At 72.4% G+C, this 21196-nt stretch carries 19 protein-coding genes; 4 read left to right on the forward strand and 15 right to left on the reverse strand.

Annotated elements, in window-relative coordinates:
- Positions 1-66: 66 nt before the first annotated feature.
- The 5 genes from AFM16_RS08360 to AFM16_RS08380 all read right to left on the reverse strand — a co-directional run bounded on the left by AFM16_RS08360 (position 67) and on the right by AFM16_RS08380 (position 4144).
- The gene (locus AFM16_RS08360; RefSeq protein WP_030795551.1) at positions 67-687 is read right to left on the reverse strand and encodes a GTP-binding protein; all 621 of its coding nucleotides are present in this window, start codon (positions 685-687) and stop codon (positions 67-69) included.
- Positions 668-1204: a DUF742 domain-containing protein gene (locus AFM16_RS40620; protein ID WP_078632929.1), complete on the reverse strand. Its 537-nt coding sequence runs from the start codon at positions 1202-1204 to the stop codon at positions 668-670. The genes AFM16_RS08360 and AFM16_RS40620 overlap by 20 nt, the downstream gene beginning before the upstream one ends.
- Entirely contained in the window at positions 1201-1608 is a 408-nt protein-coding gene (locus AFM16_RS08370; RefSeq protein WP_030795547.1) for a roadblock/LC7 domain-containing protein, read from the reverse strand. The genes AFM16_RS40620 and AFM16_RS08370 overlap by 4 nt, the downstream gene beginning before the upstream one ends.
- A complete protein-coding gene (locus AFM16_RS08375) occupies positions 1605-3245 on the reverse strand; it encodes an ATP-binding protein (RefSeq protein WP_179123258.1) in 1641 nt (546 codons plus the stop codon). The genes AFM16_RS08370 and AFM16_RS08375 overlap by 4 nt, the downstream gene beginning before the upstream one ends.
- A 272-nt stretch (positions 3246-3517) precedes the next feature.
- Positions 3518-4144: a TetR/AcrR family transcriptional regulator gene (locus AFM16_RS08380; protein ID WP_030795543.1), complete on the reverse strand. Its 627-nt coding sequence runs from the start codon at positions 4142-4144 to the stop codon at positions 3518-3520.
- Positions 4145-5055: 911 nt separating this feature from the next.
- Here AFM16_RS08380 and AFM16_RS08385 point away from each other — a divergent pair.
- From AFM16_RS08385 to atzF, 4 genes are read left to right on the forward strand one after another with little or no spacing between them, the layout of a single operon-like run.
- Positions 5056-5880: an urea amidolyase associated protein UAAP1 gene (locus AFM16_RS08385; RefSeq protein ID WP_078632930.1), complete on the forward strand. Its 825-nt coding sequence runs from the start codon at positions 5056-5058 to the stop codon at positions 5878-5880.
- Entirely contained in the window at positions 5877-6479 is a 603-nt protein-coding gene (locus AFM16_RS08390; RefSeq protein ID WP_078632931.1) for an urea amidolyase associated protein UAAP2, read from the forward strand. The genes AFM16_RS08385 and AFM16_RS08390 overlap by 4 nt, the downstream gene beginning before the upstream one ends.
- Entirely contained in the window at positions 6476-9982 is a 3507-nt protein-coding gene (locus AFM16_RS08395; protein ID WP_078632932.1) for a 5-oxoprolinase/urea amidolyase family protein, read from the forward strand. The genes AFM16_RS08390 and AFM16_RS08395 overlap by 4 nt, the downstream gene beginning before the upstream one ends.
- A gap of 14 nt (positions 9983-9996) precedes the next feature.
- Positions 9997-11652 carry an allophanate hydrolase gene (atzF, locus tag AFM16_RS08400; RefSeq protein ID WP_078632933.1) on the forward strand — a complete coding sequence of 552 codons (1656 nt, stop codon included), beginning with the start codon at positions 9997-9999 and terminating at the stop codon, positions 11650-11652.
- Positions 11653-11673: 21 nt separating this feature from the next.
- On the opposite strand, the gene AFM16_RS08405 is transcribed toward atzF, so the two are convergent.
- The 10 genes from AFM16_RS08405 to AFM16_RS08450 form a co-directional block, all read right to left on the reverse strand.
- Positions 11674-14523 carry a DEAD/DEAH box helicase gene (locus AFM16_RS08405; protein WP_037876581.1) on the reverse strand — a complete coding sequence of 950 codons (2850 nt, stop codon included), beginning with the start codon at positions 14521-14523 and terminating at the stop codon, positions 11674-11676.
- A 44-nt stretch (positions 14524-14567) separates the two neighbouring features.
- Complete coding sequence (gene tatC / locus AFM16_RS08410) at positions 14568-15512, reverse strand: twin-arginine translocase subunit TatC (RefSeq protein WP_030795531.1); 945 nt, start codon at positions 15510-15512, stop codon at positions 14568-14570.
- Positions 15513-15559: 47 nt separating this feature from the next.
- On the reverse strand, positions 15560-15850 hold the full coding sequence (gene tatA, locus AFM16_RS08415) for a Sec-independent protein translocase subunit TatA (RefSeq protein ID WP_078632934.1): 291 nt from the start codon (positions 15848-15850) through the stop codon (positions 15560-15562).
- Positions 15851-16198: 348 nt separating this feature from the next.
- Positions 16199-16393 carry a hypothetical protein gene (locus AFM16_RS08420; RefSeq protein WP_078632935.1) on the reverse strand — a complete coding sequence of 65 codons (195 nt, stop codon included), beginning with the start codon at positions 16391-16393 and terminating at the stop codon, positions 16199-16201.
- Between the two features lie 19 nt (positions 16394-16412).
- Positions 16413-16703 carry a hypothetical protein gene (locus AFM16_RS08425; RefSeq protein WP_078632936.1) on the reverse strand — a complete coding sequence of 97 codons (291 nt, stop codon included), beginning with the start codon at positions 16701-16703 and terminating at the stop codon, positions 16413-16415.
- A complete protein-coding gene (locus AFM16_RS08430; protein ID WP_078632937.1) occupies positions 16700-17755 on the reverse strand; it encodes a helix-turn-helix transcriptional regulator in 1056 nt (351 codons plus the stop codon). The genes AFM16_RS08425 and AFM16_RS08430 overlap by 4 nt, the downstream gene beginning before the upstream one ends.
- Before the next feature lie 18 nt (positions 17756-17773).
- Positions 17774-18727 carry a helix-turn-helix transcriptional regulator gene (locus AFM16_RS08435; RefSeq protein ID WP_030795521.1) on the reverse strand — a complete coding sequence of 318 codons (954 nt, stop codon included), beginning with the start codon at positions 18725-18727 and terminating at the stop codon, positions 17774-17776.
- Between the two features lie 227 nt (positions 18728-18954).
- Positions 18955-19326 (reverse strand): FKBP-type peptidyl-prolyl cis-trans isomerase, encoded by a 372-nt coding sequence (locus AFM16_RS08440; protein WP_030795519.1) that lies wholly within the window; start codon positions 19324-19326, stop codon positions 18955-18957.
- Between the two features lie 55 nt (positions 19327-19381).
- Positions 19382-20362 carry an FKBP-type peptidyl-prolyl cis-trans isomerase gene (locus tag AFM16_RS08445; RefSeq protein WP_078632938.1) on the reverse strand — a complete coding sequence of 327 codons (981 nt, stop codon included), beginning with the start codon at positions 20360-20362 and terminating at the stop codon, positions 19382-19384.
- A gap of 158 nt (positions 20363-20520) precedes the next feature.
- Entirely contained in the window at positions 20521-21189 is a 669-nt protein-coding gene (locus AFM16_RS08450) for a hypothetical protein (protein WP_143648339.1), read from the reverse strand.
- Positions 21190-21196: the final 7 nt, after the last annotated feature.

A 21196-nucleotide genomic window follows, 5' to 3' on the forward strand; every position in this document is an offset into this window, starting at 1 on the left:
GCTCCGAAAGCGTGCTGGATCCGGTGTCGGGGGCTGAAGAAACGGGGGGCAGGGGGCGGCGGCGGTTCAGATGAGGCTGTTGCTGAGCGCCAGGGAGTGCAGGAAGCGCATCAGGGTCAGCAGGACGTCACGGCTGGAGGCCCGGCGGCGGGCGTCGCACTCAATGATCGGGATCTCGGGCGCCAGATCGAGCGCCGCCCGCAGATCGTCGAGCCGGTAACGGGGCCCGTCGGGGAACTTGTTGACGGCGACGACGAACGGCACGCCGCCTTCCTCCAGCCGTCCCATGACCTCGAAGCTGACCTCCAGACGGCGGGTGTCGACCAGGACGACCGCGCCCAGGGCGCCCTCGAAGAGGCCCTCCCACAGGAACCAGAAGCGTTCCTGGCCGGGGGTGCCGAACAGGTAGAGGACGACCTCGTCGGTGATCCGGATACGGCCGAAGTCCATGGCCACGGTGGTGGCGGTCTTGGTCTCCGAGCCGTAGTCGTCGTCGACCCCGATCCCGGCCTGGGTCATGGTCTCCTCGGTGGTCAGCGGTTTGATCTCGCTGACCGCGCCGACCATGGTGGTCTTGCCGACGCCGAAACCGCCCACGATGACGATCTTGGCGGCGGCCGTGGTGGTCTGCGGCAGCCGGTCCTCGGACCGTGGGCCGGGGATCGTGTCAGAGGCGTTGAAGTCCATGCATCACCGCTTCGAGAAGGGATCGGTCGGGGAGGTTCTGCCGGACGATCGGGGCGCGGGCCTGGACGAGTTCGGCCGCCAGCATCTCGGTGAGCAGCACCGTCACCACGCTGAACGGCAGGCTGAGATAGGCCGACACCTCGGCCACCGACAGCGGGGCGCCGCACATCCGCAGCACCGCGCTCTGTTCGGGGCTCGCGGACGACGGGGCCTGGGCGCGCGCCACGACCAGCGTCACCAGATCGAGGGGCGCGCGCTCGCCGTCGGCCTCCGAGATGACGTAGAACCGCTCGGGGTTCTTGTTCTCGCCGTCCTTCTCGGGCGTCCCGGACGGGGCGCCGGACGGTGCCGCGGACCGAACGCCGGGCTGCGCGGCGGGCTGTCCGGCGGATTCCGGTGCGGTCGCCGCGGACGGGGGGCCGGTGCGCTCGGGGGCCGGGCCGGTTCGTGGGGGCGGGTCGGGCGGCGGGGAGGGTGCGGGCAGGGGTTGTCGCCGCCGGCGTTGGGGAGGGGTCATACGGTCTGCCCGTTCCGCCGGGGCGGGCTGGTCAGATGGGCGCCGATCCGCACCACGAGGTCGCGCATCATGCCGCTCATCCGGCCGGCCTCGCAGCGCACGTCGGCGAGGACGGCGAGATAGGCGTTGGCACCCGCGGACATCAGGTAGAAGTAGCCGCCGTTCAGCTCGATCATGACGAGGTTCATCTCGCCGTCGCTGGAGTGGATCTCCTGGGCGACCGCGCCGGCCAGGCTCTGGAGGCCGGCGCAGGCGGCGGCGACGCGGTCGGCGGCGTCGGGGTCACCGGCGTAGCGGGCGATCCGCAGGCCGTCGGCCGAGAGCACGACGATCATCTCGATGCCCGGAACGCCGTCGTACAGCTCCTTGAGCAGCCAGTCGAAGTTTTGGCGCTGCTGGATCACGTGAGGTCCCCTTCATCGTCGGCCTCGGACTTGGCCTTGTCCTCGAGCAGGTGCAGATATGCGGTGGGGTTGCGGGTGAAGTCGGTGGGGTGCACTCCCGGCGGGGCCTCCTTCTTCAGGCCCTCCCAGAACGCCTCGAACGCCAGCCCCGGCTCGGGCTTCTTCTTCTCGGGCGCGGGCTCCGGCTCGGGCCGGGCGAACGGGTCCGGTTCGCCCGCGCGTTCGGCGGCCTGGGCGGCGTACGCCTCGCGGTAGCGCTGGGTGATGGAGATGGTCGCCTTGCTGCGGCGCTGGGGCAGCCCCTGCTCGGTCCACTCGGTGACCTCGGGGACGTCGTCCTGCATCGAGACGTTGGCCGGGATCTTGGGGTTGGTGGGGCGGCGCCGCTTGGGCGGGCGCTTGGGGCCTTCGAGGGCGCCCAGTTCGGCCTTGGGGATGGCGGTGGCGCCGATGCCGTGCGCGAAGCCGGGGGCGGGGTCGCCGGTCATCATCTCGCTGGGCACGATGAGCACGGCGCGCACGCCGCCGTACGCCGAAGCCCGCAGCGACACCTGCATGTTGAAGGACGTGCACAGCCGGCCGACGACGGCGAGGCCGAGGCGCGGGGCGCCGCCGATGTCCTGGAGGTCGACGCCCTGCATGGCGTCCTCCAGCATCTTCTCGGCCTTGCGGCGGGACTCCTCGCTGAGGCTGACGCCGGCGTCCTCGATCTCGATGGCGATACCGGTCTGCACCTCGGTGGCGTTGACGTGCACCTTGGTCTGCGGCGGCGAGAAGCGGGTGGAGTTGTCGAGGAGTTCGGCGAGCGCGTGGATGAGCGGCTCGACCGACAGGCCCCGGATGTTGACCTTGGCGATGGAGTCGAGCTGGATGCGCCGGTACTCCAGGATCCGGGACATGGCGCCGCGCAGCACGCTGTAGAGCGGGACCGGGTTGGGCCAGCTCCGGCCGGGGCGGCCGCCGCCGAGGACGCCGATGGAGTCGGCGAGCCGGCCGATCATCGAGGTGCCGTGGTCGACGCGGAGGAGGTCGTCGAAGACCTCGGGGTTGCGGCCGTGGTCCTCCTCCATCTCCCGCAGTTCCGCGGACTGCTGGTGGACGATCGCCTGGACGCGGCGGGCGATGTTGACGAAGGCGCGCTGGGAGGAGTCGCGCAGGGCCATCTCATGGTCGACGATCTTGAGCATCCGCGCGACGATCGCGTGCTGGGCGGGGGCCAGTTCACGGAAGTAGGCGTCGGTCTCGTTCAGGTGCCGCAGGACGTCCCGGGTGGTGTTGCCGCCGCGCAGCCAGAGGACGGCGGTGGGCACGTACTCGTCGGCGATACGGCGGTTCTGTTCCTCGTGGGCGGCGACCCGCTGTTCCGCGCGGGCGACGCGCTGTTCCAACTGGGCGGCCTGCTGCTCCAGTTGGACGCGCCGCTCACCGAACAGCCGGGCGTGGCGCACCGCCTGGGCGCCGGCGGCGGTGACCAGCAGGGTGGCGACGGCTCCGCAGACGCCGACGGCGAGCCGGGCGGGCGTCGCCACGAGGGCGACGGCGGCGCCGGTCGCCGCGGCCGTCAGTATCGCGGGGAGCAGCATCAGGCGGGCGAAGGGAAGTTCTCGGCGACCGGGTGGGGACTGAACTCTCGCCATGTGGGCACCCTCTGTAGGGATCTGTCGGCATCTTCGGAATTTTTGGGAACAAGCGCACGAATTCAGCGCAACTCGGTGCGCCGCGGGCGAGCTTAGTCCGACCGGATCATCGCTGTGTCATATTCGGCAACCGCCTGAAACCGCCCCGGCGAGTGGAGTACCCTCAGCCCCATTTACACCCTGAGACACCACTCGAACACATGGAGTAACGGCGGCCGGGCGCACGGAAGTTGCTCACCGGGACGGGTGAGCGAGGTTCCCGTGTCCCGTTCTCAGGCCCCGGCGATCCGCAGCGCCGCGTCGGCGGTGGCGCGGGCGAACTCCCCCACGGAGCGCTCCGGATCGGAGCGGTGGACGAGGATGACGCCCTCGATCAGCCCGAAGACCAGATCGGTGCGCAGATCCAGCTCACCCTTGGCGAGCGCCGCGCCCGCCGTCGTCGCGGCGATCAACTGCCGGTAGCCGTCCTTGAGTTCGGCGCGTACGGCATGGAAGCCGGCGAAGCGCTCGGTGCGTACCTCGGGCAGCAGATAGAGCCCGCCGAGATTGTGCGGCCCGGCGCACAGCAGCTCGACGTCGGTGCGGCACAGCTCCCACAGCCGGTCCTCGGCGGACCGGGCGTCGTCGGCGAGCAGGGCGCGGGCGCAGGTGAGCGAGGGCGTGACCGTGGACTCCAGGAGCCGGGCGAGCAGCTCCTCCTTGCCGGAGACGTAGTGATACATGGACGCCTGCCGCATCCCGGCCCGCTCGGCGACGGCCCTGGTGGTGGTGGCCGCGTACCCCCGCGTGGTGAACAACTCGGCCGCGGCGGCCAGCAGTTCGTCCCGCGGATCCAGCCCACTCTCCACCCGCTGCACAACCCGAGGCCGACCCACCCGACGCCCACCACTCGTGCCCATACACCCGATCCTCGCACACGACGTCGAACGGCAAGGCGGCACCGAGGCGCCACCGGCCACGACCCGGTCCCCGGTCCCTGGCCCCTGGCCCCTGACCCCTGGCCCCTGGTCCCTGGTCCTCGATCCCGACCACGGCCCGGCCGGGCCCGGCTCAGCCCGGCCGCACCGCCCGGCTATCGCCCGCGCCGCCATGGACCACCGCTCGCCATCCGCACGCGACATCCACCGGCCCCGGACCACCGGTCACAGGCCGCGGCCGTGAGCCACGGAGCGACCACCGATCTCCGCCACCGACCGACCGCCGACCACCTACTCGGTCATCGCCCGCGCCCACGGGCCACCGGTCGCCAGTCAGGGACCGCGGCCATCAGCCACGAGACGACTACAGATCCCGCCACCGACCGACCGCCGCCCCGGATGCCGACCACCTATCGACCATCGGACGCCGCCTGCGACCGCATGGCACGGGGTACCGATCGACAACCGTCGGTCGGCTCCCGATCCCCGACGACCAACGTCGGGCATCGACCACGGGCCGCAGCCATCGGCCGCAGGGCAGCCACCGATCCCCTCCACCGACCGTCTGCCGTCCCGGCAACTGACCACGCATCGACCGAACCGGTCATGAGCCACCGCCCGGCGCCCGAGTCCACCGGCCACCGGCCACCGGCCACCGGCCACCGGCCACCGGCCGACTGTCGAACCCCGATCCCCGCCACCGCCCGCATCCACCAACCACCACCACGGGCCCCCGATCAACAACCACCGCCCCCGACCCGACCCCCTCCCCACCCCCGTGAGCACCCAGTAACACCCCCGCAACCCCCGAGCAACCGCCCCGACCCCGCCCGCCCCTAATTTCTGTCGGGCGACAGAAATTGATGCCGAGCCGGAGGAGAAGAGGTCCCGTGATGGCGACAGCGACCACCTACGGAGCGCGTGCCCATGCCCGGGCGCAGGAGGGGGCGCGGGTCGAGGCCATGCCCGTCGTGCCGGCCGCGGACTGGCCGGCGCCGCCCTGTGAGGCGGGGCATCTGGTGTGGGCGGAGACCGTGGCGGGCGGCAACTACACCCACCGGGTCCTCGCGCGCGGTACCGAACTGCGCCTGACCGACCTGCGCGGCGACGCCTGCGCCCATCTGCTGCTGTACGTCGACGGCCGCCCCTGGGAGCGGCTGAACGTCGCCGACACGGTGAAGGTGCAGTGGAACGCCTACCTCGGCGAGGGCGTCCTGCTCCTCTCCGACCAGGGCCGGGTGCTGGCCTCGGTGATCGCCGACACCTCCCGACGGCACGACGCGCTGTGCGGCACCTCCACCCTCGTCCGCAACACCGCCCGCTACGGCGACGGCACCCCGCAGAGCCCCTCCCCCGCCGGGCGCGAGCTGTTCAAGCTGGCCGCCGCCAAGAACGGCCTCACCGCCCGCGACCTGCCGCCCTCCCTCTCCTTCTTCCAGGGCGTGGAGATCCGCGACGACGGCTCCCTCGACTTCACCGGCTCGGCAGGACCCGGCGCGAGCGTCACCCTGCGCGCCGAACAGGACCTGACGGTGCTGATCGCCAACGTGCCGCACCCGGCCGACCCCCGCCCCGACTACGTCAGCACCCCGCTGGAGGTCCTCGCCTGGCGCGCCGACCCCACCCGGCCCGGCGATCCGCTGTGGGACGCCACCCCCGAAGGCCGCCGCGCCTTCCTCAACACCGCCGAATTCCTCACCGCGAGGGGGCTCGCATGAGCGTCAGGACCGTGATTCCCGCCCGCTCGGCCTGGTCGGCCGTCGTCCCCGAGGGCGCCTCGCTCACCATCACCGACCTGCACGGCAACCAGGCCGTCGACTTCCTCGTGTACGACGCCCACGACACGTCCGTGCGCTACAGCGCCCCCGACACCATCCAGGCCCAGGGCGGCATCTTCCTCACCACGGGCAGCGTGCTGCTGTCCGACGAGCACACCCCGCTGATGACGGTGACCGCCGACGCCGTGGGCCGCCACGACACCGTCGGCGGCGCCTGCTCCAAGGAGTCCAACACCCTGCGCTACGGCCACCACACCTACGCCCAGCACGCCTGCGTGGACAACTTCCTCGCCGAGGGCGCCAAGCACGGCCTGGGCAAACGGGACCTGGTCTCCAACATCAACTGGTACATGAACGTGCCCGTCGAGAAGGACGGCACCCTCGGCATCGTCGACGGCCTCTCCGCACCCGGCCTCGCCCTCACCCTGCGCGCCGAACGCGATGTGCTGGTGCTGGTCTCCAACTGCCCCCAGATCAACAACCCGTGCAACGGCTTCGAGCCGACGGCGGTCGAGATGACGATCGGAGACGCCGGATGACGTTCGACACGCTGCTGGTCGCCAACCGGGGCGAGATCGCCGTACGGATCATCCGCACCGCCCGCGAACTGGGCCTGCGCACGGTCGCGGTGTACTCCGACCCCGACCGCTCCGCCCCGCACGTCCGCCTCGCCGACGAGGCCGTACGGCTCGGCCCGGCGCCCGCGAAGGAGTCGTACCTCGACGCCGACCTGGTGCTGAGGGCCGCCAAGGACACCGGCGCGGGCGCGATCCACCCCGGCTACGGCTTCCTCTCCGAGGACGCGGTGTTCGCCCGCCGCTGCGCCGACGCCGGGATCGTGTTCGTCGGCCCGACGCCGGAGCAGCTCGAACTGTTCGGCGCCAAGCACACGGCCCGCGCCGCCGCCGAGGCGGCCGGTGTCCCGCTGGCCCCGGGCACCGGGCTCCTGCCGTCCCTCGCCGTGGCCCTGGCGGAGGCCGAGGCCATCGGCTACCCCGTCATGCTCAAGGCGACGGGTGGCGGCGGCGGGATCGGCATGTCGGCCTGCCGCTCGGCCGCCGAACTGACCGACGCCTGGGAGCGGGTGCAGCGCGTCGCCGCCGCCTCCTTCGCCACCGCCGGCGTGTTCCTGGAACGCCTCGTCGAGCACGCCCGCCATGTCGAGGTGCAGGTCTTCGGCGACGGCGCGGGCCGCGTCGTCACCTTCGGCGACCGCGACTGCTCGCTCCAACGCCGCAACCAGAAGGTCCTGGAGGAGGCCCCCGCCCCCGGCCTGCCCGACCGTGTCCGCGCCGAACTCGCCTCGGCCGCACGGGACTTGTGCGCCTCCGTCGGCTACCGCTCCGCCGGCACCGTCGAGTTCGTGTACGACGCCGCCCGCGAGGAGGCGTACTTCCTGGAGGTCAACACCCGCCTCCAGGTGGAACATCCGGTCACCGAGGAGATCTACGGCGTCGATCTGGTCGCCTGGATGCTGCGCCTGGCGCGCGGCGAGCGGGACGTCGTACACGATCCGGGTCCGCCGCGCGGTCACGCCGTCGAGGCCCGTCTGTACGCCGAGGACCCCAGCCGCGACCACCGGCCCAGCGCGGGCCTGCTCACCCGGGTCGAGTTCCCCGCCGGGGTGCGCGTCGACGGCTGGGTGGAGACCGGCACCGAGGTGACCACGTCGTACGACCCGATGCTCGCCAAGGTGATCGCGTACGGCGCGGACCGCGAGCACGCGCTGCGCCGGCTCGACGAGGCGCTGGCCCGCACCCGGATCGACGGCATCGAGACCAACCTCGGGCTGGTGCGGGCGGCGCTCGCCGACCCCCGGTTCACGACGGCCGCGCACTCGACCGCGACCCTCGCCGAGGTGCACGACCCGACACCGCGCGTCGAGGTGGTCTCCGGCGGCACACTCACCACCGTGCAGGACTGGCCGGGCCGCACCGGCCACTGGCAGGTCGGGGTGCCGCCGTCCGGCCCGATGGACGACCGCTCCTTCCGCCTAGGCAACCGGGCCCTGGGCAACCCCGAGGGCGCCCCCGGCCTCGAATGCACCCTCCAGGGACCGTCGTTGCGGTTCACCCACCCCACCACCGTGTGCGTCACCGGCGCCCCGGCCCCGGTCACCGTCGACGGCACACCGGTCCCCCAGTGGGAGCCGGTGACCGTGCCCGCCGGGTCCCTGCTGGAGATCGGCGCGCCCGGCGAACACGGGCTGCGCACCTACGTGTTGGTCGCGGGCGGTCTGGACGTGCCCGCGTTCCTGGGCAGCGCGAGCACCTTCACGCTGGGCCGGTTCGGCGGCCACGGCGGCCGGGCCCTGCGCACCGGCGACGTCCTGCACGGCGGCACCGTCACCGAAGGCACCCCGGTCACCGACCGCCCGGAGTTCAGCTCGCTGTGGCGGCTCGGCGCCGTCGAAGGCCCGCACGCCGCACCGGAGTTCTTCACCGAGGACGACATCCTCGACTTCTACGCCGCCGACTGGAAGGTCCACTTCAACTCCGCCCGCACCGGGGTGCGGCTGGTCGGCCCCAAGCCGCGCTGGGCCCGCACCGACGGCGGCGAGGCGGGCCTGCATCCCTCCAACATCCACGACACCCCCTACTCGGTGGGTGCCGTCGACTACACGGGTGACATGCCGGTGCTGCTCGGCCCCGACGGCCCCTCGCTCGGCGGATTCGTCTGCCCCGCGACCGTGCTCAGCTCCGAGCGCTGGAAACTGGGCCAGGTGCGCCCCGGCGACACGGTCCGCTTCGAGCCGGTCGACGAGGACGGCGCCCCGCGCCCGCGGATCGTGGACGGCGGCGTCCTGGCCCGGGACGGCGACGTCACGTTCCGCCGCAGCGGCGACGACAACCTGCTCGTCGAGTTCGGCCCGATGCAGCTCGACCTCGCCCTGCGGATGCGGGTCCACGCCCTGATGGAGGCGGTGACCCGGACCGCGCCGGACGGCGTCACCGACCTCACCCCGGGCATCCGCTCCCTCCAGATCCGCACCGACCCCCGGCGCCTCTCCCCGCGCGAACTCCTCCCAGAAGTGCGGCAGTTGGTGGCCGACCTGCCGCCCACCGACGAGCTGGTGGTGCCGTCGCGCACCGTCCACCTCCCGCTGTCCTGGGACGACCCGGCGACCCGCGAGGCGATCGCCCGCTACATGGCGGGCGTCCGCGACGACGCCCCCTGGTGCCCGTGGAACATCGAGTTCATCCGCCGCGTCAACGGCCTGGACACGGTGGCCGAGGTCTACGACACCGTCTTCGCCGCCGAGTATCTGGTCCTCGGCCTCGGCGACGTCTACCTCGGCGCCCCGGTGGCCACCCCCCTCGACCCCCGCCACCGCCTGGTCACCACCAAGTACAACCCGGCCCGCACCTGGACCGCCGAGAACTCCGTCGGCATCGGCGGCGCCTACCTCTGCGTCTACGGCATGGAGGGCCCCGGCGGCTACCAGTTCGTGGGCCGCACCACCCAGGTGTGGTCGGCGTGGCAGCAGCGCGGCGCGTTCGAGCCGGGCTCGCCCTGGCTGCTGCGCTTCTTCGACCGGATCCGCTGGTACCCGGTCGAGGCGGACGAACTCCTGGAACTGCGGGCCGACATCATCTCCGGACGGTTCGTACCGCGCGTCGAGGAAGGCACCTTCTCCCTCGGCGCCTACCAGTCCTTCCTGGACGAACACGCCGGTTCCATAGACGAGTTCAGGACCCGGCAGCGCGCCGCGTTCGCCGCCGAGCGCGACGCGTGGGAGGCGGCGGGCGAGTTCACCCGCGCCGAGGCCGCGGCCGCCCCGGCCGCTCCCCCGGCCGAGGTGCGCGTCCCGGCGGGCGGCCGGCTGGTCGAGGCCGAGTTCACGGCCTCGGTGTGGCAGGTCGACGTGGCGCCGGGCGACCGGGTGACGGCGGGTCAGCCGCTGCTCGCGCTGGAGGCGATGAAGATGGAGTCCCGGGTGCACGCGCCGGCCGACGGCGTGGTGGCACAGATCCTGGCCGGGCCCGGCGACCAGGTGGAGGCGGGGACGGCCCTGGTCGTCCTGGCCCCGGCCGCCGGCTGAGAGAGGAACAGCACATGACCACCACGCTCACCCGGCTGCGCGCCGCCTACGACCGCATCGACGCGGTCGACCGCCCGGAGATCTGGATCGATCTGCGCCCGCGGGAGGAGACCGAGGCGGAGGCCCGCTCGATCGACGCCCGGGTGGCGCGGGGCGAGCGACTCCCGCTCGCCGGGCGGCTGCTGGCCGTCAAGGGCAACATCGACGTGGCGGGCCTGCCGACCACCGCGGGCTGCCCCTCGTACGCCTACCGTCCGGCCGCCGACGCACCGGTGGTGGCCGGGCTGCGGGCGGCGGGGGCGCTGGTCCTCGGCACCACGAACCTGGACCAGTTCGCGACCGGCCTGGTCGGCACCCGCTCCCCCTACGGCGCGGTGCGCTGTGCCGTGGACCCGGACCGGGTGAGCGGGGGCTCCAGCTCGGGTTCGGCGGTCGCGGTGGCCCTCGGCATCGTGGACCTGGCGCTCGGCACCGACACGGCGGGCTCGGGCCGGGTGCCGGCGGCCTTCAACGGGATCGTCGGCCTCAAGCCCACCCGGGGCCTGGTCCCGACCGAGGGCGTGGTCCCGGCCTGCGCGTCCCTGGACTGCGTGACCGTGTTCGCCCGCACCCTCCCGGAGGCCGAGCGCGCCCTGGCGCACATGACCACGGGCACGGTCCCCGCAGTCCCCGGCCGCGCCCCCGGCCCCTGGCGGATCGCCGTCCCGCCACTCGACCAGCTCGGCGCCTTGGACGAGGGCTGGACCACGGCCTACGAGGCGGCGGTACGGCGGCTGGAGGCGGCCGGCGCCGAGATCCGCACCCTCGACCTGGCCCCGTTCACGGAGGCCGCGGCGATGCTCTACGAGGGCGCGTTCGTCGCCGAGCGCTACACCGCCGTGGGGAGCTTTGTCGACAAGGCGATGGAGGCGGGCGCGGAGGGCGGTACGGACCTCGATCCGACGGTCGCCGGCATCATCTCCCGCGCCCGGGACATTCCGGCCCACCGCCTCTTCGCCGACCAGGACCGGCTGGCGGCCCTGCGCACCCGCGCGCTGGCCGAACTCGCCGGTGCGGACGCGCTGTTGCTGCCCACCACTCCCGGGCATCCGACCCTGGCCGAGGTCGCCGCCGATCCCCTCGGCGCCAACGCCCGCCTGGGACGCTTCACCAACTCCACGAACCTGTTCGGTCTGGCCGCGGTGGCGGTCCCGGCCGGTGAGGTGGCCGGGCTGCCGTTCGGGGTGATGCTGATCGGCGCGGCGTTCACGGACGAACGGCTGGCGCGCATCGCCGCCCTGCTGCGACCGGACGTCCGACTGGCCGTGGCGGGCGCCCATCTGACCGGGCAGCCCCTGAACCCCCAACTCCTGGCGCTGGGCGCGGTGCTGGAGCGGACGGCCACGACGGCGCCGGTGTACCGGCTGCACGCGCTGCGGACCAGCCCGCCGAAGCCGGGCCTGGAACATGCGGGGGACGGTGGCGCCGGGATCGAGGTGGAGATCTGGCGCCTGCCCGCCGAGGGCCTGGGCCGACTGGTGGCGTCCCTGCCCCGCCCGATGACGCTGGGCAGCGTGCAACTGTCGGACGGGGCCGGCGTGCCGGGCTTCCTGTGCGAGCCCGGCGCGCTGGCGGACGCCGAGGACATCACCCGCTACGGCGGCTGGCGGTCCTACCTGGACGGACGGTGAGCCGGGAGCCGGCTCACCGGCTCACCCCACCGACGAGTACGCGACGACCCCGCGCAGCACCTGCTCGACCGCCTTGCGCGCGGACTTCGCCACCGTCGAGCCCTGGGGGGCCGCCGCGGCGATCTGCCCGAGCACGTCGATGACCTGCTTGCACCAGCGCACGAAGTCGCCCGCCGGCATCTCCGCCTCGCGCAGCACCTCGTCCAGCCCCTTGCCGGAGGCCCACATGTAGGCGGCCCAGGCGAAGCCGAGATCGGGCTCGCGCTGTCCGACGCCCTCGGTCTGGCTGATCCGGAAGTCCTCCTCCAGAGCGTCGAGGCGGCCCCAGATCCGGACCATCTCGCCCAGCGCCGCCTTGGCGGCCCCGGAGGGCAGCTTGGGTGCCATCGCGTCGTCGCCGACCCGGGCCTCGTAGACCAGGGCGGAGACACAGGCGGCGAGTTCGGCCGGGCCGAGGCCCTCCCAGACACCGGCCCGCAGGCATTCGCTGGCCAGCAGGTCCAGCTCGCCGTAGAGCCGGGCGAGGCGCTTGCCGTCCTCGGTGACCTCGTCGCCACGGAGGTAGTCCAGCTCGGTGAGCAGGGCGACGATCCGGTCGAAGGTGCGGGCGATGGTGTTGGTGCGGCCCTCGATGCGCCGCTCCAACTGCGAGGTGTCCTTCAGCAGCCGGTGGTAGCGCTCGGCCCACCGGGCGTGGTCCTCGCGCTCGGCGCAGCCGTGGCAGGGGTGGGCGCGCAGGGCGGTCCGCAGCCGGGCGATCTCACGGTCGTCGGCGGCCTGGGAGCGCTTCTTGCGGGCCCGCTCCGGCGTGATGTGCCCGGCCTTGGTGCGCAGCGCGGAGGCGAGGTCGCGGCGGGACTGCGGTGAGCGCGGGTTGAAGGACTTGGGGATCCGCATCCGCTCCAGCGCCTCGACCGGCACCGGGAAGTCCATCGACGCCAGCCGCTTGACCTGGCGTTCGGCCGTGAGCACCAGGGGGCGCGGGCCGTCGTGCGCCTCGAATCCGCGGTGGCCGTTGGCCCGCCCGGCCGGCAGACCGGGGTCCAGGACCAGGGCCAGGCCCGCGTACTTGCCGGTGGGGACGTGGATGACGTCGCCCGGCTTGAGCTTCTCCAGCGCGACGGCGGCCTCGGCGCGCCGCTGGCTGGCGCCCTGGCGGGCCAGCTCGGTCTCGCGGTCCTTGAGGTCGCGGCGCAGCCGCGCGTACTCCTCGAAGTCGCCGAGGTGGCAGGTCATGGAGGCCTTGTAGCCCTCCAGTCCCTCTTCGTTGCGCTGGACCTGCCGGGAGATCCCGACGACCGAGCGGTCCGCCTGGAACTGCGCGAACGACGTCTCCAGCAGCTCGCGCGAGCGATGCCGGCCGAACTGCTCGACCAGATTGACCGCCATGTTGTACGACGGCTTGAAGCTGGAGCGCAGCGGATAGGTGCGGGTGCCGGCGAGCCCGGCGAGGTGGTCGGGGTTCATGGCGCGCTGCCACAGCACGACGGCATGGCCCTCGACGTCGATGCCGCGCCGGCCGGCCCGCCCGGTGAGCTGGGTGTACTCGCCGGGGGTGATGTCGGCGTGCTGCTCGCCGTTCCACTTGACGAGCTTCTCCAGGACCACGGAGCGCGCCGGCATGTTGATGCCGAGCGCCAGGGTCTCGGTGGCGAACACGGCCTTGACCAGGCCGCGCACGAACAGCTCCTCGACAACCTCCTTGAAGGTCGGCAGCATGCCCGCGTGATGGGCGGCGATCCCGCGCTCCAGGCCCTCCAGCCACTCGTAGTAGCCGAGGACGTGCAGGTCCTCGCGGGGGATGGCGGCGGTGCGCTCCTCGACGAGGGCGCGGACCTCGGCGCGCGCGTCCTCGTCGTTGAGCCGCAGTCCGGCGTACAGGCACTGCTGGACGGCGGCCTCGCAGGCGGCGCGGCTGAAGATGAAGGTGATGGCGGGCAGCAGGCCCTCGGCGTCGAGCCGCTCGATGACCTCGGGGCGGCCCGGGGTCCACACCCGGGAGCGCTGCCGGCGCTCGCGCTCGCGGTCGGCCTCGCGCAGGCCGCGACCGCGTCTGCGGTCCTGGTAGGAGGGCCGGCTGGCCTCCATCCGGGCCAGCCGGGTGAGGTCGGGGTTGACGGCCCTGCGGTGGCCCTCGCCCTCCTCGAAGAGGTCGTACATGCGCCGGCCGGCCAGGACGTGCTGGAACAGCGGCACGGGCCGGTGCTCGGAGACGATCACCTCGGTGTCGCCGCGGACGGTGTCCAGCCAGTCGCCGAACTCCTCGGCGTTGGAGACGGTCGCGGAGAGCGAGACGAGGGTGACCGATTCGGGCAGGTGGATGATCACCTCTTCCCAGACGGCGCCCCGGAAGCGGTCGGAGAGGTAGTGCACCTCGTCCATCACCACATAGCCGAGGCCCAGCAGGGTCTGCGAGCCGGCGTACAGCATGTTCCGCAGCACCTCGGTGGTCATCACGACCACGGGGGCGTCGGAGTTGACGCTGTTGTCGCCGGTGAGCAGGCCGACCTTGTCCTGTCCGTAGCGGCGGCACAGGTCGTTGTACTTCTGGTTCGACAGCGCCTTGATGGGGGTCGTGTAGAAGCACTTCTTGCCCTGCAGGAGGGCGAGGTGGACGGCGAACTCGCCCACGATCGTCTTGCCCGAGCCGGTGGGGGCGGCCACCAGGACGCCCTTGCCCGCCTCGAGTGCCTGGCACGCCTCGATCTGGAAGGGGTCGAGGCCGAAGTCGTACATCTCGCGGAAGGACGCGAGTGCGGTGGCCTGCTCGACGGCACGCATGCGCGCCGCCGCGTACCGCTCGGCCGGTGAGAGATCCTCTGTCATCGTGCTTTCGAGCGTACCGGGCGCCACTGACAACGGGACGATCATTATCCGGATCGGGCCCGGCAGGGGCAGGTCAGGCCAGCGTCACATCACGTCACGTCGTCGTATCCGTTGACGCGCTCGGTGCTGGTCTGCTCGGGCAGGGTGCGGGTGGTGCCGATGCTCTCGACCTCGCCGATGTCCTCGGGGGTGAGGTCCAGCTCGGACGCCTCGTCGTCGGCGGGGCCGAGTTCGTCCCGGCGGCGTCTGCGGCGGTCGTTGAGCAGGGAGAAGCCGGTGGCGAAGAAGTAGAGGATCCAGATGGGTCCGGCGAGCGCCAGCATGGTGAGCGGGTCGGTGCTGGGGGTGGCGACCGCGGCGAACACCGTGATGCCGATGATCATGCCGCGCCACCAGCCGAGCATGCGCTTGCCGGTCAGCGCCCCGGTGAGGTTGAGCATCACCAGCAGCAGCGGCAGCTCGAAGGAGAGGCCGAAGACGAGCACCATGCGGACGATCAGGTCGAGCAGGTCGTCCAGCGGCAACTGGTTGTCCAGGTCCGCGGGGGAGAACTCCAGGAGGACCTTCGCCATGGTGGGCAGCGTCTTGTAGGCGAAGAACGCGCCGCCGAGGAAGAGCGGGACGCCGGTGCCGACGAACGCGTAGGCGTACTTGCGCTCGTGCTGGTGCAGTCCGGGCGCGACGAAGGCCCAGAGCTGGTAGAGCCAGACCGGCGACGCGAAGATCACACCGGCCATCAGGGAGACCTTGAGGGCGAGTGTGAAGGGGGTCAGCAGACCGTTGAGCACGATGCGGGCGCAGTTGCCGGTGTCCTGCTTCGCCAGCTCGGAGAAGGTGGCGTCGCACCCCACGGCGTTGAGGATCGGGTTCGTGAAGAACTCGATGATGTCCTTGTAGAAGAAGGCGGCGACGATCGTCACGAGGACGATGGCCAGCATCGCCTTCGCGAGCCGGTTGCGCAGCTCACGCAGATGCTCCGCGAGCGGCATCCGCCCCTCGGGGTCCTTCTCCTGCTTGCGGGCAGACTTGAGCAACCCACGTTCCCATCTCGTGCGGCGGGCCGGAGGTCACCGGCCCTGCATCAGCGCTTGGTCGTGTCCGTGGGCTCGGCGACCGGGCGCGAGCTGGTCACGTCACCGGGGGCGGCCTGGATGGTGCGCTGCGAGGGGGCCTGCTCACCGGGGGCCGGCGGGTCGGCGGGGGCGGTGGTGGAGTTGCTGCCGTCGTCCTTCATCGCCTTGGCCTCGCTCTTGAGGATGCGCGCCGACTTGCCGAGCGAGCGGGCCATGTCCGGAAGCTTCTTCGCGCCGAACAGCAGGATGATGACGACGAGGATGAGAATGATCTCGGGGGCGCCGAGCCTTCCGAACATAAGTCTTTACCTTCTCACCGAGGCGGTTGGGTGGGGGTGCTGTCCGACCGGTCGGACAGGCGTCCGAACGACCGTGCTGGCAACGATCGTAACGCTCAGGGGTGAACGTCCGGCAATCCCCGTGCGTACTCCCGGTCCGCGGTCCGCGCCTCGCTCTTCGGCCCGCGATCAGCAGCGTACCCGCCCCCGCCGCCCGATCGGGAGGGCGAAGTGCCCCAAAACGCATTCCTCACCGGACTCACAAGCTCCGGCCACCGCCCACACAGGGCACCCGCACCCACCGCGCCGCGAACCGACGCGGCACGCGGCGTGCCGGTGCCGGGTCTGCCACCTGCCTCGCCGACGGAGTCACAACGTGTCGGCCGTCCGAGCCGCGCTCACCGCCGCCCGCTCCAGGTCCTCCGCGGCTCGGTTGATGCGGCGGGCCGATTCCGTGACCTGGTGGCCCAGGCGGCGGGCCTCCAGGAAGACCCGGACGGCGAACACCGTGAGGACGGCGAGACCCAGAAAACCCATGGCAACGGCGAACATCGGCCAGAACATGAGCCGAGCCTAGACCGTGTTACGCGGTGTGCAGGCGCAGGGTCCGCACCCCGCCGCCGGTGAGCAGTTCGACGATCCGCTCGCCGGCCGGCTTGCGGACGGCCGCGCCGCACTCGGGGCAGGTGAACGAGTAGAACGTGGTGCGGCTGCTCGCGCCTATCGCGAGGAGCAGCGCGCTCGCGCCCAGCTCGAAGCGGCCCCGGCAGTCCGGGCAGCCGGCCCGGAACAGGACCGGGCCCACGCTTCTCATCCCGGCGAACGCCGAGGCCACCGAGATGCCCCGCGTACCGGACGTCATCGTCTCGCTCACCGCTGCTGCTCCCGCCTCTCGATCGGACTCTCGTGCCGCCCCCCGGCGGCCCCGTCCCGCTCCCCCGCGTCCATGCCGTCGTACGCCGTCAGCGCCTCGCGGGCCGCCCGGCGGGCGCTGTCGGCCAGCTCCGGGGGCGAGACGATCCGGCCGTCGCGGCCGAGCCGCAGGGCGAGGCGTCTGAGCGAGGCCGGGTCGGGCGTGCGCAGGGTGATACGCAGCCCGCCCTCGGGAAGTTCATCGGCGCTGTCGTGCGGGTAGTACTCGGCGACCCAGCGCCCGCCGGGACCGACCTCCACGACGACCTCGGGGTCCTCGGCGGCCGGCTGCACCAGCGCCTCCGACAGGTCCCGCAGCTCGATCTCGGGCGGCGCGGACGGCTCGTCGAGGATCTTGATCTCGGCGACGCGGTCCAGCCGGAAGGTGCGCCGGGCCTCGGAGCGCCGGCACCACGCCTCCACATAGGTGTGGCCGACGGAGACCAGGCGGATGGGGTCGATCTCGCGCTCGGACAGCTCGTCGCGGGCGGGCGAGTAGTAGCGGATCCACAGGCGGCGGCGCTCGGAGATCGCCCGGTCGACGTCGGCGAAGACCCCGCCCTCGGACTCGAAGGTCACCGAGAGGCGGGCGCTGGCCCCGGCGGCCTCGCCCGCGGCGGTCTCCACCTTGGCGGTGGCGCGCAGCAGCGCCTGCCGGTCGCTCTCGCGCAGGCCCGGAAGCGTCGCCACCGCGCGGGCCGCGACCAGCAGCGCGGTCGCCTCGTCGGCGGCCAGCCGCAGCGGTTCGGCCGCCTCGGCGCCGAGCGCGGCCGGGTTGTGCCACCAGATGCGTTCGCCGTCGGTGTCGATGTCCAGCAGATCGCCGCCGCGGAAGCTGGTGCCGCACATGGGCAGCACGTCGAGGTCGGAGACCAGTTCGTCCTCGGTGATGCCGAAGGCGCGTGCCACGTCCTCGATCCGCGCGCCGGGGCGTTCCCTGAGGTAGGTCACCAGGGAGAGCATCCGCCGGGTCTGGTCGATCGCGTTCGCCGGCCTGACCGGTTTGCCTGCCACTGTGTTGCTCGCTCCCCCTCAGCCCTTGGCCACGGCTCGCAGCCGGTCCACGACGTCCGCCCGCAGCTCGGCGGGCTCCAGCACCACCACGTCCGGCCCGAACTCCACCAGCCAGGCGTCCAGCCCGTGTCCGTACGGAATCTCCAACTCGTCCCAGCCGTTCCCGAGTTCCCGGACGGCGGTGGCTTTCGCCCGCAGGGGGTAACCGGCGCCCGCGCGCAGCCGGATCAGGGCGCTGCGGTCGGCGCTCTCCCCGGCCCAGCTCGCGACGGTCTCACGGACGGTCACGACGTCCGGGACGGGCGCGGTGAAGCTCGTGCCGCGCGAGCGGACCTTGCCGGTGATCCGCGACAGCCGGAAGACGCGCTCGGCGCCCCGGTCGCGGTCGAAGCCGGCCAGGTACCAGTGGCCGCGCCAGCACTCCAGCGCCCAGGGCTCGACGAGCCGGGGCTCGGGCCGGGCGGCGGTGGCCTTGCGGTAGTCGAAGACGACGGGGCGGCGGTCGCGCAAGGCCAGCATCAGCGGCTCGAAGGCCGCCTCGTGCACGGGGATCCGCGGCTCCAGCGCGCCGTGCGCCTCGTAGGGGTCGACGTCCTCGGGCAGGCCGGCGGCGCGCAGCTTCTGGAGGGCGCCGCTGGCGGCGCCGGCGAGCCGGGCCTGCTGCCACACCTTGGCGGCGAGCCCCAGGGCGGCGGCCTCCTCGGCGTCGAGGGTGATGGGCGGCAGCCGGTTGCTGTCGCGGCGGGCGAGGTAGCCGATCTCGCCGTCGAGGCTCTCCACGGTCTCGATGACCAGGCCCAGCTCGCGCAGATCGTCCTTGTCGCGCTCGAACATGCGGTTGAACGAGTCGTCGGAGCCGGCCTCGAGGTACGCCTCGACGGACTCGCGCAGCTCCCGCTTGCTGAGCGGCCTGCGCGTCCCGAGCAGACACAGCGCGAGGTTCATCAGCCGCTCTGCCTTGGCAATGGCCATCGACGCCCTTCGCCTTCTTCCCGGTGCTCACGACCCGACGACGCGGTGCTTACGAGCGACGACCGTACCGCTCCGCGGTGTCCTGACAAAAGCCGAGGGCCCATGCCCGGACAGGCATGGGCCCCAGGTGGTCGCGACCGGTCGCGCTCCGGTCGTGTCCCGGTCGTACGACGGTCGCCGGGCGATCGGACCGTGACGATCAGCCTTTGACGATCAGACCGTGACGATCAGACCTTGATCAGGTCCACGACGAAGATCAGCGTCTCGCCGGGCTTGATCGCGGGGGTGGGGCTGTGGTCGCCGTAGGCGAGGTGGGCGGGGATGGTGAGCTGGCGGCGTCCGCCGACCTTCATGCCCTGCACACCGCGGTCCCAGCCCTTGATGACCCGGCCGCCGCCGAGCGGGAAGGTGAACGGCGTGCCGCGGTTCCAGCTCGCGTCGAACTCCTCGCCCGTGCTGAAGGCGACACCCACGTAGTGGACGGTGACGTTCTGCCCGGCCTCCGCGACGGCGCCCTCGCCCTCCCAGATGTCCTTGATCTCCAGGTCCGCCGGGGGCTCGCCTTCGGGGAAGTCGATCTCGGGCTTGTCGATGCTCACTTCTTCTCTCCTTGTTGCGTGACGTGCGTCGGGAACAGCCTGTCAGACCCGGGGGTCAGACCGTGCCGAGGATGTCCACGACGAAGACCAGCGTGTTCTTGGCCAGCTCGCTGCTGGGGTTGGCGCCGTAGCCGAGCGCGGGCGGGATCACCAGCAGCACCCGGTCGCCGACGTTCTTGCCGACCAGGCCCTTGTCCCAGCCTTCCACCACGGAGCCGGTGCCGATCTGGAAGGCGGTGGCGCCGCCGTGGTCCCAGGAGGAGTCGAACTTCTTGCCGTCCTCCCACTTGACCCCGGTGTACTGGGCGATCAGGCCCTGTCCGGCCTCGACCTTCTTGCCGTCGCCCTTGATCAGCACCTGCTCCTTGAGCGTGGTGGGTGCCTTGACGCCCTTGGGGATGGTGATGGTGGCCGCCTGCTGCGGCTTGGCCTCGACCTCGGGCATACCGGCGGCCGGGGGCGCCTGCTCGCCCTTGACCTCGGCCTTGGCGTCGACGGCGGTGCCGCCGACCGGGTCGACGACCCAGATCAGCACGTCGTCGGCGGAGATCCCGGAGGCCGTGTTCAGGTTCTCGCCGATCAGGTCGCCCGCGGTGCCCTGGACCAGGATCCGGCTGCCGGGCTTCTTCCCCTTCACCGCGTCGAGGACCTTCTCGGGCAACTGCTGGCTCGGCTTGCCGATCTGCTCGACGGCCTGCCTGCGGGGCGTGTCACCGGTGGCCGCGTCGGTCCAGGTGCCGCCGAGCTGCTGGTCGTCGCCCCACTTCTCGACGGTCCAGTCCAGCCGGACGAAGTCGGAGTCCTTGATCGCCGTTCCGCTGCCCGGCGTGACCGTCTTGACGACGGTCTTCTCGGACGGGTCGGTGTCCTTGGGAATCGTGATCTCGGGCTTCGCCCCGGCCTTGCCCGAAACCTCGGCGACGCCTCCCGAGGTGTCGCCGTTGTTCCCGTCGTCCGATCCGCACGCGGCGGCGGTGAACAGCAGGGCGGGAACGGCCAGCATCGCGGCCAGGCGTCGTTTCATGGTGTGGTTCATCCGTCCAACTGGGATCGGGGGTGGGGGCAATGGCCGCCACTCTACGACCTGTGCGCGCCCTCGACGGATCACCCCGCGACACGCCGCCGCCCGGACCGGTGTCCGGCCCGGGCGGCGTTCACGTGTGCACGGCTCCGCGGAGCGGAGGGTGCGGTGGGTCAGGAGGCCGAGTCGCCGTCCAGCGAGCGCAGTTCGCCGAGGAACTTCGCCCGGTCCGCGCGGGCGGCCGGACCGCCGTCGTGCGCGCCGTCCGCGTAGGTGGCGTCGACGACGGTGTCGCCCGCCTCCCGGTAGAGGAAGTTGGGCGTCAGCGCCGGGGCGCTCTCGGAGTCGACGGCCTCGTACGCGCTGCCGAAGACGACGAGCGCGGCGCCCTTGGTGAAGACGTTCTTCGCCGGGGCCTCCTCGATCTCGTAGCGGACGCCGTCGGCGGTGCCGCCCATCGACCGCAGGACGACCTCGGCGCCCTTCTTCAGGCCGCCCTTGTGGACCTCGTCGACCCGGACGACGACGGGCGTGTAGACGACCTCGAACGTCGATCCGTCGTCGAGCACGTCCTCGGCGTACACATCGGGACGCGTCCTGACGACCGTGCCCTCGAAGACGTTCTCGTTGAGCGGGAACGCCAGGGCGGCCTCGGGGCTGCTGTCGACCGCGTACGGGTGGCCGGATATGACCCGGACGGGCTCGGCCCCGTCCTTCTTCGCGGCACCGGACCCGCTGCCGTCGCCGGTTCCCGCGCACGCCGTGGCGCCGAGCACCAGCAGGGCGACGGCGGCCGCGGCGCGGGCCGCGGCGCGCGGCCTCATCGTGCGAACTGCACTCATCTCTTGG

It is taken from the genome of Streptomyces antibioticus, from assembly GCF_002019855.1.
Lineage (GTDB): Bacteria > Actinomycetota > Actinomycetes > Streptomycetales > Streptomycetaceae > Streptomyces > Streptomyces antibioticus_B.